We start from the raw sequence: 14541 nt of genomic DNA, 5'->3' as shown, positions 1-14541 counted from the left end.
GCCCGCTCCCACATTGGTTTCGAGGCGGTCATAGAAGTCGCATCCACCCCCAATCCCCTGTGGGAGCGAGCTTGCTCGCGAAAGCGGTGGCTCAGCTGGCAGGGATGTTGGATGTACCGCCGCCTTCGCGGGCAAGCCCGCTCCCACATTGGTTCCGAGGCGGTCATAGAAGTCGCATTCACCCCAATCCCCTGTGGGAGCGAGCTTGCTCGCGAAAGCGGTGGCTCAGCTTGCATCATCACTGAATATACCGCCGCCTTCGCGGGCAAGCCCGCTCCCACATTGGTTCCGAGGCGGTCATAGAAGTCGCATCCACCCCAATCCCCTGTGGGAGCGGGCTTGCTCGCGAAAGCGGTGGTTCAGCTTGCATCGATGCTGAATGTACCGTCGCCTTCGCGGGCAAGCCCGCTCCCACATTGGTTCCGAGGCGGTCATAGAAGCCACATTCACCCCAATCCCCTGTGGGAGCGGGCTTGCTCGCGAAAGCGGTGGGTCCGCTTGCCTCAATGCTGAATGTACCGCCGTCTTCGCGGGCAAGCCCGCTCCCACATTGGTTCCGAGGCGGTCATAGAAGTCGCATTCACCCCAATCCCCTGTGGGAGCGAGCTTGCTCGCGAAAGCGGTGGCTCAGCTTGCATCAACACTGAATGTACCGCCGCCTTCGCGGGCAAGCCCGCTCCCACATTGGTTCCGAGGCGGTCATAGAAGCTACATTCACCCCAATCCCCTGTGGGAGCGGGCTTGCTCGCGAAAGCGGTGGGTCAGCTTGCATCGATGCTGAATATACCGCCGCCTTCGCGGGCAAGCCCGCTCCCACACTGGTTTTGAGGTGTTCATGGAAATTGCAAGGACTCCAAATCCCCTGTGGGAGCGAGCTTGCTCGCGAAAGCGGTGGCTCAGCTTGCATCGATGCTGAATGTGCCGCCGCCTTCGCGGGCAAGCCCTGCTCCCTCACAGATTCATGACCCCGTGCCAGTTTTCAACGCCTTGGAAATCGCCTCGCCCAGCTTGGTCACGTGGGGTGCCTTGACCAGCGTCATATGGGTGCCGGGCAATGCCGTCACGCTCACTTGATCCTGCAGCAATCCGCGCCAGCCCAGGGTAGGGTCATTGCGTTGCTGTTCGCTCGCGGTGAACAGCGACACCTTGAGCGGGCTTGGGGGGCTGACGTAGGCGCCGATGGCCAGGCGTGTCGCATAGGCAACCCCCAGGTGAGTGCGCAGCAGGGCGCCATCGATGTCATGGGGCAACTCCTCCGGTAGCAGGCGATGGGTCATGCACAGCGTCAGCATGGCCTCGATGTCTGAGTGTTCCGCCAGCGTTGTCAGTTGCTGGAACAGTTCAGGGTCGATGCGCTCAGGGAGCCAGGCCATCAGGAACTGCGCTTCGCTGAGCGATTGCGCCGGTACCGGGTCAGGACGGGCCGAGGCATCGATGATACCGAGGAACTCCACGGACTCACCGCCGGCCTGAAGTTGACGCGCCATTTCATAGGCGATCAGGCCACCGGCCGACCAACCGGCGATCCGGTACGGACCCTGCGGCTGGACCTGGCGGATGGCCGTCAGGTAACGCGCCGCGATGGCCGGCACGTCGGACAGCGGCGCTTCTCCCGCCACCAGGCCACTGGCCGCCAAGCCGTAGACAGGAACCTGGGGATCCAGCGCAGGCGCCAGATCCCGCGCATATTGCACTTCACCGCCCAGCGGATGGACCAGATACAGCGGCCGTTGGGAACCCGTGCGCCGGATCGGTACCAGATTGCCGTGGGCGCCTGGCCGGGCCTGGCCGTCGAGGGTCCTGGCGAAGCCGGCAATGGTCGGCTCGACAAACAGGTCGCGCACGGCGATGGGTTTACCGAGGACCTTGCGCAGCCGCGAGGCCATCTGCACCGCCATCAACGAAATACCGCCGAGACTAAAGAAGTCGTCGTGCCGGCTGATCCGCTCCTGTTTGAACAGATCCTGCCAGAGGGCCGCGATGGCGATCTCGGTGTCTCCCTGCGGCGCTTCGTACGGCAAGTCCGGGGCAGGGGCGTCGTCGGTGACGTTTGCCTGGGCGATGGCATTGACCGAGCGCACCAGCGGTGGCGTGTCCGCCAGCAGCTGGCCGATGGATTGCTGCTCGTCGGCTACCAGATGTTCCAGGACGTTGGCGAAGAGCCCGGCGATGTGCTGCACCGTCTCCGTGTCGAACAGGTCGTTGGCGTATTGCAGGCTGCCGCTGATGCGCTCGCCGGTATCGATCAGTGACAACGACAGGTCGAACTGGGTGGTGTGGTGAGGGCTTTGCAGGGTTTGCACCTCGAGCCCAGGCAATTGCAGCGGTTTCGGTGGTGTATTGTCCAGGCTCAACATGACCTGGAACAACGGGCTGTGGCTCATGCTGCGCGTGGGTTGCAGCGCACTTACCACCTGCTCGAAAGGCAGGTCCTGTTGATTGTAGGCAGCCAGGGTCAGGTCCTTGATCCGTGCCAGCAGTTCGTCGACTCGGGTGTCGCGTTCGGTGCGGACTCTCAACGCCAGGGTGTTGGCGAAGAAACCAATCAGCGCCTCCAGCTCCGGACGCTGACGGTTGGCCACCGGTGTGCCGACCACCACATCGTCCTGACCGCTCAGATGACTCATCAGCACCGACCAGCCCGCCAGCAGCACCATGAACAACGTGGTGCCCTGGGCCTGGCTGAAAGCCCGGAGATCGGCACTGAGGGCGGGCGAAAAGCTGCACTTGAGGATGCCGCCGGCATAACTCTGTAGCGCCGGGCGTGGGCGATCCAACGGCAGGTTCAACAAGGCGGGCGCACCTTCCAGATGCTGGTGCCAGAAGTCGATCTGCGCTTGTAGCGCCGGGCCTTCCAGGGATCGTCGTTGCCAGGCGGCGTAGTCTACGTATTGCAGCGCCAGGGGCGGCAATGGATCCTTCTGGCCCTGGCTGAATGCGGTGTAGAGCACGCTGACCTCTCGGGCCAGCACGCTGTTGGACCAGCCATCGGAAACAATGTGGTGCAAGGTCATGAACAGCACATGTTCCTCGTCCGCCAGTTGCACCAGGTGGCCGCGCATCAGTGGCCCGAGGTTCAAGTCGAACAACTGCGTGGCGTTGATCTGGCCGATGTGCTCCAGCGTGGCTTTGCGTTCCTCGTCCGCAATCGTGCGCAGGTCCTGCTGCTCCAACTGGAAGCCGTAGTCGGCCGGTGCGATTTTTTGCAGCGGCTCGCCGTCCACCAGTTCAAACCGGGTGCGCAGGGTTTCGTGACGCGCTACCAGGCGGTCGAGTGTTGCCTGCAGCGCCACTTTGTCCAGCGGCCCCTTCAGGCGCAAGGCCAGGGGCAGGTGATAAGCCGCACCTGCCGCGTGGTCCAGGTGATCGAGGAACCACAGCCGTTGCTGGGAGAACGACAACGGCAGTCGCCCCGAGCGATTGGCCAAGGGAATCGACGCAGCCTCGGTTGGCGAGGCTGCCTGGACCAGCGAAGCGAGGCCACGCACGGTCGGCGCGTCGAACAGTTCGCGCAGGGTCACCCGTGCGCCCAGCTTGCGCCGTAGGCGCGAGAGCAACTGCACGGCGAGCAGTGAATGGCCGCCGAGTTCGAGGAAGCCGTCGTGGCGACCGACCTGATCCAGGTGCAGCAAGCCCTTCCAGATCTCGGCGATGGCGATTTCGGTGTCGCCCTGGGGGGCTTCGTAGGTTTTGCTCGCCAGGGATTCCTGACCGGGCGCCGGTAGGGCGCGGCGGTCGAGCTTGCCGTTGGCGGTGAGGGGCAGGGCGTCCAGGTGCACGAAGGCGCTGGGTACCATGTATTCGGGCAAATCGTTCAATAGCGCGCTACGCAGCTGCTCGGCCGGAACCGGTTCGCCGCAGACATAAGCGACCAGGCGCTTGCTCTCCGAGTCGCCTTGGCTGTCTTCACGGGCGATCACCACGGCCTCACGGATGCCTGGGCAGGCCACCAGTGCGTTTTCGATTTCACCCAGTTCGATACGGAAGCCACGGATCTTCACCTGGAAGTCATTGCGGCCCAGGTATTCCAGCGTGCCATCGGCCAACCAGCGGCCGAGGTCACCGGTCTTGTACAGGCGTGCGTTCGGTTCGCGGCTGAACGGGTCAGCGATGAAGCGCTCGGCGCTCAGCTCCGGCCGGTTCAGGTAACCCCGGGCCACGCCGGCACCGCCGATGTGCAGTTCGCCGGCCACGCCCAACGGTGTCGGTTCGCCACGGGCGTCAAGCACGTGGACCTGGACGTTGGCAATCGGCCGACCAATGCTCGGACGTTCGCCCAGGTCACGGATCAAGTCGATGGTGGCGTCCACCGTGCACTCGGTCGGGCCGTACATGTTGTAGAAGCGGATGCTTGGGCAACTGCGCAGTTTCTCCCAGGTCGCGGCGTTGATCGCCTCGCCGCCGAGCAGCACGCTGACGGGCTGGTAGCTCTGGCGTTCCAGCAGGCCGGCGGCTAGCAGGGTATCGAGCTGCGACGGCGTGGAGTCGAAGGCATGCACCTGATGTTGTTCGAGGAAGTCCAGCAACTCGTGGCCGCTGGCGCGGATCAGTTGCGGGATGATCACCAGTCGATGGCCGGAGAACAGCTGCGAGATGCCCTTGATCGACATGTCGAAGAAGAACCCGGCATTCAGCGCCACGGTGGCTGGAGCTGGGCAATGCTGGTGGGTGGTGCGGGTCAGCACTTGCCAGAAGTTGAACACCGAACGGTGCTCGACCATCACGCCCTTGGACTGGCCGGTGGAGCCGGAGGTGTAGATCACATAGGCCAGGTGCTCAGGCGTCAGGCCAGGCACTTGCGGGTTAGCATCGAAAGCCGCGTCATCCGCCGATCGCCGCGAATCAGCTGTGTCGAGCAAGAACACCGGCAGATCCCCGGACGGCAGGGTAAGCGCCGATTGGGTCAACAGCGCCCGAGGTTGACTGTCTTGCAGCATGAACGCCATGCGCTCGGCCGGGTGGGCCGGGTCGATGGGCACGTAGGCGCCGCCGGCCTTGAGCACGCCCATAAGGCCCACGATCATGTCCAGGCTGCGTTCGGCACAGATCGCCACGCGCTGATCGGGCTCGATGCCCAGTTCGAGCAACTGCCGGGCTAGATGGTTGGCGCGGCGATTGAGCTGGCGGTAAGTCAGTTGTTGGCTTTCGCAAACCAGGGCCACCGCCTCGGGGTTGGCCTGGACCTGGGTTTCAAACAGGGTATGGATGGGCTGCGCCGAGCCGAAATCCGTGGCGGTGTGGTTGAAGTCATTCAGCAGCAATTGCCGCTCGGTTTCGGGGAGCACGTCGAGGCTGCTGGCGAGGCGCTCGGGGGCTTGTTCCAGGGCTTCGACCAACGTCTCCACGGCTTGGCCGAGATACGCGGCGATGCGTTGCGGATCGATGCCGGTGATGGACTGGGCGGTCAGGGAGAATCCGCTACCCACATTCGCCACGGCAATTTCGATGGGGTAGTTGGTACGGGTTTCGGAGGCCACAAAGTGCATGCCTTCGTGGTGGCCTCCATCCACGGCGTTTTCCCCGGACGCATTCACCAGGTCGCCATGGCGGCAGTTGAGGATCACCGTGAACAGTGGCAGGGAAGCGTCCACCGCACTGCAACGCTGGGCCAGGGCCAGGGAAGCCTGTTCGTGGGTCAGCAATTCACTGAGCTGCTGGTAGGCGTCCTGGACGATGTCGCTGACCGTGTTCTGCTGCAAGCGAATGCGCATCGGCAGAGTATTGATGAACATCCCCAGTGCATGGTCGGCGCCGGCGGTGCCTTGGGAGCGTCCCGACAACACCGTGCCGAAAATCCCATCGTCGCGCCCGCTGGTGGCCGCGACCACCAGGCCCCAGGCGGCGTGGAACAGCACGGACGTCGGGACCCCTTGCTGGCGCGCCGTTCGATATACCCGTGCACTGAGCTCGTCGCTCAAGTGTTTGACCGCGCGCTTGATCCCGGCACCGTTGCCCCGGACATCCAGCACCCCGTAAGGCGCGGTGGTGGCGTCGACATCGGCCAGCAAGCGCCGGAAATAGGCTTCGTGATCGGCCTGGGACACGCTGGCGGCCTGGGCGATGAAGTTTCGGTACGGCTGGGACGGCGGCAGGCTGTCGGCCTGGCCGGCCATGACCGCCTGGATCTCCAGCATGATCAGGCGCAAGGTCACGTTATCGCTGACCAGGTGATGGTCGAGCAAGGCCAGCAACCACTGCTCACCGGGTTCATCGTAGATGATGTAGGCCGCGATCAGCGGAGCCCGTTGCAGGTCGAGTCGCAGATGGTGAGTGTCCGTGTGGTCGCGAAGGGTCTGCAAGGCCGCTTGGCCGGGCAGACCGTCCAGGAGAATGACCGGCAGCTGCGCCTGGCGATGAACGATCTGCACCGGCTGCGGCAAGCCGTGCCAGCGCAGGGCCGTGCGCAGGATGTCGTGGCGGTCGATCACCACCTGTACGGCGGCGAGGAAGTCGTCGAGCACCTGGCGATGATTGAACGTCACCACGGTGCGCATCAGGTAGGCATCGCCTTCGGACTGCAACAAGTGGTGGAACAGAATACCTTCCTGCAACGATGACAGGGGGTAGATATCCTGCACATTGCCCGCCCCACCGGGGACATCGGCGACGATGTGTTCGATTTCCTGTGGGCTCAGGGTCACCAGCGGCAACATCTGAGGCTCGATGGCTGTGCAGTCGGCGGGGATCAGGTTCGCCGGGACCACCCGTTGGCTGTTGCTGCCACCGGCGAGGACGGCGGCCATGGCTTTGAGGGTCGGCGCGGAGAAGACCGTGCGCACATCCAGTTGCAGACCGGCCTGGCGCAGACGCTCGATCAGGCTGATGACCAGGAACGAGTGGCCGCCGAGTTCGAAAAAGTGGTCCTGACGACCCACCCGTTCAACTCCGAGCAGTTTCTGCCAGGCGCTGGCCAGGGTCATTTCGATATCCCCCAGCGGTGCTTCATAGTGCTGGCTCGCCGCCGCGGACAAGTCCGGTGCCGGCAAGGCACCACGGTCCAGCTTGCCGTTGGTGGTCAGGGGCCAGGCGGCCAGGGTCACGAAAGCGCTGGGCAGCATATGTTCGGCCAGCACGCTTGCCAATTGGCTACGCAAGGCCGAGGACTCAAGGGCAATCCCTTCCTGAGCGATCAGGTACGCCACCAGGCGTTTGTCGCCGGGTTGATCTTCGCGCACGATGACCAGCGCTTCGCGGACTTCGGCGCAGGCCAACAGTTGCGCCTCGATTTCCCCCAGCTCGATACGGAACCCACGAATCTTGATCTGTGAATCGTTGCGGCCCACGTAAACGACACCGCCGTCGGCGCGATAGCGGGCGATGTCACCGGTGCGATACAACCGTGCGCCGGGCTCCACGGCGAACGGATCGCTGATGAAACGTTCGGCATTCAGCGCGTCGCGGTTCAGGTAATGCCGGGCCACGCCAGCGCCGCCGATGTAGATCTCACCGTTGACCCCCACCGGTACCGGTTGCTGGTACGCGTCGAGAATGCGCAGGCACAGGTCCGGCAGCGGAGGGCCGATCAGGCTTGGCGCGCCGCTGTCGATTTCAGCCTGGCTGATCGGGTAGTAAGTGGCGTGCACGGTGATTTCGGTAATCCCGTACATATTGACCAGGCGGGTGCGGGACAGCGCGGTGCGCGCGGTCCACGGCCGCAGGCTGCGGAAGTCCAGGGCTTCGCCGCCGAAGATCACTTCGCGCAGGGCATGTTCCTGGTCGCTGCGCTCACGGGCTTCGCTCAATTGGCGGAAGGCACTTGGCGTCTGGTTGAGGACGGTGACCTGCTGTTGGCAGACCAGTGCGTAGAACTCGTCGGGTGAACGGGCCACGTCACTTGGAACGATGACCAATTTGCCGCCGTAGCTCAGCGCGCCCCAGATTTCCCAGACCGAGAAGTCAAAGGCGAAGGAGTGGAACAGCGTCCAGACGTCGTTGTTATCGAAATCGAACAAGTCGGCGGTGGCGTCGAACAGTCGTGCGACGTTGCCATGTTCCACCAACACGCCTTTTGGCAGTCCGGTCGACCCCGAGGTGTAAATAACGTAGGCCAGATGCCGGGGCGTCAGGCCCAGTGCGCTGGCCTCGAGGTTGTAGTCCAGGGACTGGTCGTCTATCGCAAGGTAATCCTCAAGATGCACCACCGGCACGGCATGCTCGGGCAACACCTCGAGGCAGGCCGGTTGAGCCAGCAAGGCCACCGGGCGGCTGTCGCTCAGCAGATAACCGAGACGCTCAGTGGGGTAGGCCGGATCCAGCGGCACGTAAGCCGCCCCGGCCTTGAGCACGGCCAGGACTGCGCAAACCATTTCCACGCCGCGCTGGGCCAGGATCGCCACGCGGTCATCGGGGCGTACGCCTTGGGCGAGCAGCGCCCGGGCGATGTGGTTGGCGCGGCGATTGAGGGCCTGATAAGTCAGTTCGAGTTCGCCGAAGACCAGGGCGATGGCCTGGGGTTGGGCGGCGACAAGTTGTTCGAAACGCTGATGAATCAGCCACTGCGGATCGAACACGGCTTTGGGTGGCTGCGCCGCGGGTGAAGCCTGGCGCTGGGCCGGGCTGAGCAGCGGCAAGCCGAGCACGGGTTGTTCGGCATCCTCGACCATGGCTTCCAGTAAGGTCTGGAAATGCTGGGCGAAGCGTTCCACGGTGGAGCGGTCGAACAGATCGCTGGCGTACTCGATCACGCCGGCCAGCGTGCCGTTGGCATTGCCCAGTGTCAGCATCAGGTCGAACTGCGAGGTTTCATGGGCCTGGGCCACGGGAACCAAGGTCAGGCCGGGCAGGCTCAGTTCAACGCCGCCAGGGGTATTATTCAGCGACAGCGCGACCTGGCACAGCGGGTTGTGGCTCAGGGAGCGCGGTGGCTGCAAGGCTTCGATGACTTGTTCGAAAGGAATGTCCTGATGCTCGTGGGCCGCCAGGGTGGTCTGCTTGATCTGCTCCAGCAGCTGCGCCACGCTCGGGTTCTGTCCAAGGTCTACCCGCAAGGCCAGGGTGTTGACGAAGAAACCGATCAGGTTTTCCGTTTCGGTGCGGCCACGGTTGGCCGTGGGGACACCGATCACCACGTCCCGCTCGTTGCCCAGGCGCGCCATGAGGACCGACCAGGCACTGAGCAAGGCCATGAACAGGGTGACGTTGTGCTGTTGGCAGAAACGCTCCAGGCGTTCGCGCATCGCGGGGGCGATCTCGACAGGGACATCGCCACCCCGATAGCTCTGCGTCGCCGGGCGTGGGCGGTCGGTGGGCAAGGCCAACAGCGACGGCGCGCCGCCGAGGTGCTCACGCCAGAAGTCGGCCTGGTGGTTCAGACGCTCGCTATCGAGGACCTGGCGCTGCCAGGCGGCGTAGTCGGCATATTGAATCGACAGGGCGGGCAGTGGGTCGGGTTGCTGTTGACTGAAGGCCCGGTAAAGCGCAGCGAATTCCCTGACCAATACTCCCACTGACCAACCGTCGGAGATGATGTGGTGCTGGGTGATGAGCAGAATGTGTTCGTCATCGGCCAGGCGCAGCAGGCGCCCACGAATCAGCGGCCCTTGGCGCAGGTCGAACGGCGTCACGGCCTCGCTGTTGCCGATACGCGATGCGCTGAGGCTGGCCTGCTCATAAGACAGGCTGCGCAAATCCTGCTCGGCCAACGCGAAGCCGCAGTCTGCCGGGGCAATGATCTGCACCGGTTGCTCGCCATGACGTTCGAAGGTGGTGCGCAGGCTTTCGTGACGTGCCACCAAGCGGTCGAGCGCGGCCTTGAGCGCGGCATGATCCAAATCGCCACGCAGCAGTAGGGACGCGGGCATGTGGTATGCGGTGCTGGCGCTTGAGTCCAGTTGGTCGAGAAACCAAAGGCGTTGCTGGGCAAAGGACAGCGCCAGCGGCGCGCTGCGGTCGGCGACACCGATGGTCTCGCTGCTGACGTTTTGCAGGTCGCCGACGACCCGGGCCAGCTCTTCCACGCTTGGATGGCTGAACAGCTCACGCAGCATCAGCTCGCCGCCCAATTGTTGGCGTACCCGGGAAACCAATTGCGCGGCGAGCAGCGAGTGCCCACCCAATTCAAAGAAACTGTCACTGCGTCCCACGCGTTCCAGGCCCAGCAGCTCCTGGAAAATCTGCGCCAGGGCTGTTTCAGTGGCACCTTCGGGCGCGGCATAGCCGCGGGCGGACATTGCATCGAGGTCCGGCGCCGGCAAGGCATCCGGGTCCAGTTTGCCGTTGGCGGTGAGCGGGTAGGCTTCCAGGCTGACGAACGCACTTGGGATCATGTAGTCGGGCAGCGTGGCCCCCAACTGTTTGCGCAAGGCCGCCACCTCCAGCTGCGCGCCGGGGCGAGGGATCAGGTAGGCGATCAGGCGCTTGCCCTGGCTCACGTCCTCGCGGGCCAGCACCCGTGCTTCACGTACGCCGTCGCAGGCCAGCAGTTTGGCTTCGATCTCACCCAGCTCGATACGGAAACCACGAATCTTCACTTGGGCATCCATCCGGCCCAGGTGAATGATTTCGCCGTTGTCCAGCAGCTTGCCCAGGTCTCCAGAGCGATACAGTCGCTCACCGGGACGGAACGGGTCGGCGATAAAGCGTTCGGCACTCAGTGCCGGACGATTCAGGTACCCGCGTCCGACCCCCAGCCCACCGACGCAAATCTCGCCGGCTACACCAACAGGCAACAGGCGCTGCTGAGCATCGAGCACGTAGGCCACGGTGGTTGGGATCGGGCGTCCGACATTGGAGATACCGGCGGCGATATCCGCCGCGCCGATGGCTTTGTAGGTGACGTGCACGCAGGTTTCGGTGATGCCGTACATGTTCACCAGTGCCACATGTCCGAAGGCCTGATGGAAGGCATCGAGCTTGCCCAGCTCCAGGCTTTCCCCACCGAAAATCACATAGCGCAGCCGCTCCAGGCGCACCTGTGGCGCCGCCAGTGCCGCCGCACTGAGCTGGAGAAACGCCGACGGGGTCTGGTTCAGGACCGTGACCTGTTCGCTTTCAAGAAAGCCCAGCAACTGCGTCGGATCGCGGCGCAGGGCCTCGGGCACCAGGGTCAGGCGGGCGCCGTGGAGCAGGGCACCGAAGATTTCCCAGACCGAGAAATCGAAGGCATTGGAATGGAACAGCGACCAGACATCATCGGCGCTGAACTGGAAGTCCGAGCGATTGTTATGCAGTAGCCGCACCACGTTGCGGTGTTCGAGCAACGCCCCCTTGGGCTCGCCGGTGGAGCCCGAGGTGTAGATCACATAGCAGAGGTGGTCCGGCGCGTTGAGGTTGGGCAGGTTGGCGGTGCTGCTGCCATTGTCCGCGAGGGGATCAAGGACTTCGATGCCCAGGCTCTGCAATGCCGGGCTCATGTCCTGACGAGCGATGGCTTTGCGTACGCCGCTGTCGCGAAGCACATAGGCGATGCGCTCCTGGGGTGAACTCGGGTCGATCGGCACATAGGCCGCACCGGCCTTGAGCACCGCCAGGGTGGCGACGATCATCTGCACCGAGCGATCCAGGGCGATGGCCACCAGTTCCTGCGGCTGCACACCCGCCGCGCGCAAGCGGTGGGCGAGTCGGTTGGCTTGTTCATTGAGCTGTCGATAGCTCAGGTTTTCCTGGCCCAGATTGACGGCAATGCGCTCCGGAGTCCGGCGTACCTGCTCTTCGAAAATCTGATGCACTGTCAGGGTGTCGGGCCAGGCCGCTTCGCTGTCGTTGAAATCGAGGATCTGCCGCTGACGCTCGGCCGAATCCAGCAACGGGATGTCGTCGACCCGTTGCTGCAAATCATCGACAAAGGCTTCCAGCAAGCGCACGTAATGACGCATCAGTTGCTGGACAAATTCGCGGTCGAAGAACTCGGCGTTGTACGCCAGGTGCCCGGCCCAATGTGACTCGCCGGCGGTGATCAGCAGGTGCAGGTCGTTCTTGCCGTAACCCAGGTTGGTTTCCAGGGTACTGACCGCCAGGCCGGCGACCAGCGCCTGGGTGTCGCTGCCGTGCTGGAAGTTGAACAGCACGTCGAACAGCGCGGTGCGGCTCATGTCCTTGGCCGGATTGAGGGCGAGCACCAACTGGTCGAACTGCATGTGCCGATGGCGCAGTGCCTGGGCCAGGTGGCTGGCGGTCTGTTCCCAAAGCTGTTGCAGGGTGGTGGCGTTGTCGCAGGTTTCGCGCAGCACCAGCAGGTTGTCCAGCGGTCCGATCACGTCGTGCAGGGCCGGTTCACGACAGGCCGCGGTGGTGCCGATCACCAGTTCGTCGTGCCCTGCGTAGCGGCGCAACAGTGCGGTGAAGGCACTCAGGGCCAGGCTCTCGCTGCTGACACCGACTTCCTTGGACAGGGCTTCAAGGCGCCGAACCAGTGTCGGCTCGATGCTGAATCCGTGGGTGGCTTCGGCAAACACATGCACCGCGGCCCGTGGCCGATTCAGCGGCAGTTCCAGGGCTTGCAGCTTGCCACGCAATTGATAGGCCCAGTAGGCCCGCAGGTTTTCCAGCACGGCGGCCGGCAGGTTGCGTTGCCAGGCGGCAAAGTCGCCGTAGCCCAGAGGCAGTGCGGGCAGCTCGGCGCGGCGTTCGGCGCAGGCCGCTTCATAGAGGGCCAGGAGGTCGCGCTTGAGCAATCCCATGGCGGTGCGGTCGGCTAGCAGATGGTGCACGGCAATGGCCAGGACGGCGTTGTTGTCATCCGCCCGGACCAGGGTTGCACGCACCAGGCTGCCGCCGTCCATGGTCAAGGGCCGACGTGTTTCGGCCAGGGCCCGGGCCGCCAGATCGTGCGGGTCGCTCTGTATCAGATCGAGGGCAAGGCTTGACGGGCCGTCGAAGCGTTGCCAGGCGCGGGCGCCATCGCTGGTCACCCGGCAACGAAGAATGTCGTGGCGGGCGAGCAATCCGTCGAGGGCCGTTTGCAGGGCCGGTTGATTGATCTCGCCGGTCAACTCCAGCAGCAACGCGATGTTGTGATAGACCGGGTTGGCTTCGTACAGATACCCGGTTTCAAACGTGTCGACGAACCACAGCCGTTCCTGGTGATAAGACAACGGCAGCTGTTCCGGCACAGGCGCCAATGCAGCGACTTCGGGCAGTGCGAGGGCCGGGTCCAGTTCCAGCGCTCCAATACGGGTGTGTGGTGCTTCGGTGAAACAATGCAGCAGACGCTCGAAGCGCGCCGCCAGGCGTTCGACGGTGCAGGCGTCGAACAGCGCGGTGGAGTACGCCAGGCTGCAGGACAGGCAGGGGCCGCCTTCGTCGATGTGCAGGGACAGATCGTGCTGGGCACTGCCTTTGCGCGAAGGCAGGAATTGCAGGTCCAGCCCTGGCAGTTGCAACGAACCGCCCCCGTCTCCGGCATTGGTGTAGAGAATCGTCTGGAATATCGGGCTGTAGCTGGCACTGCGCGGTGGCTTGAGGGCTTCGACGACCTGTTCGAATGGCGTGTCCTGGCGGCTGGATGATTCCAGCATCAGGTGCTTGACCTGTTGCAGCACCTGCTCGAGGGTTGGGTTGGCGTCCAGGCGGATGCGCAGGGCCAGGGTGTTGACGAAGAAACCGATCAGCGACTGCACGTCCAGGCGGTCGCGGTTGGCGGCGACGGTGCCGATCACCACGTCTTGCTGGCCGCTGATCCGGGCCAGCAACACCGCCCAGGCGGCCATCAACGTCATGAATGGAGTCGCGGCCTGGGACTGGGCGAACCGGGCGATGGCGCTGGACAGCGCGGCGGGCAGCGCGAACTTCAGGGTTTCGCCGCGGTAGCTCTGTACCGCCGGGCGTGGCCGGTCGGTGGGCAGCGAGAGCAGGGCGGGGGCGCCGGCCAGGTGGCTGCGCCAGAATTCCACTTGCTGAGCCAGGCGCTCGCCATTCAGGTGCTGGCGTTGCCAGGCCGCATAGTCTGCGTATTGCAGGGGCAGCGGCGGGAGGGGATCGGCCTGCTGGGTGCTGAATGCCTGATACAGCGCGGCGAACTCCTTGACCAGGATGCCGATGGACCAACCGTCGGAGATGATGTGGTGCTGAGTGATCAGCAGAATGTGCTCATCCTCGGCCAGGCATAACAGGTTGCCGCGGATCAGCGGCCCGTGCAGCAGGTCGAACGGCTGCACGGCCTCGTCTTCAGTCAGGCGCGCCGCCTGTTGCTCGGCCTGGTCCCGGGAGAGGTGGCGCAGGTCGTGTTCCAACAGGCTGAAGCCGCAATCCGCCGGGGCGATGATTTGCACCGGGTGTTCGCCTTCGCGGCGGAAGGTGGTGCGCAGGCTTTCGTGCCGGGCCACGAGCCGGTCGAGCGCGGCCTTGAGGGCCGCCTGGTCGAGGGTGCCGCGCAGCAACAATGAGGCGGGGATGTGGTAGGCGACGCTGGCCGTCGGGTCCAACTGGTCGAGGAACCACAGGCGCTGCTGGGCGAACGACAGCGCCAATGGTCCCTCGCGGTCGACGCTGATCATGTCGTCATGGGCTGTTTCGATGACCCGCGTTGCGCCGCGTTGCTTGAGCAGGCGCAGGAGGGCGGCGCGTTTCAACTGGTCGAGACTATCGTTATGTTCGTTCAATTTA

At 64.1% G+C, this 14541-nt stretch carries 1 protein-coding gene; it reads right to left on the bottom strand.

Translation table 11 applies throughout. The annotated features are described in order from the left end of the window. Positions 1–959: 959 nt before the first annotated feature. Positions 960–14537 carry a non-ribosomal peptide synthetase gene (locus CD58_RS15560; RefSeq protein ID WP_038436646.1) on the bottom strand — a complete coding sequence of 4526 codons (13578 nt, stop codon included), beginning with the start codon at positions 14535–14537 and terminating at the stop codon, positions 960–962. Positions 14538–14541 lie beyond the last annotated feature (4 nt).

This window comes from Pseudomonas brassicacearum (genome assembly GCF_000585995.1).
GTDB lineage: Bacteria > Pseudomonadota > Gammaproteobacteria > Pseudomonadales > Pseudomonadaceae > Aquipseudomonas > Aquipseudomonas brassicacearum_A.
The sequence above is the reverse complement of the archived record's forward strand: the minus strand, read 5'-3'. Positions and strand labels throughout refer to the sequence as shown.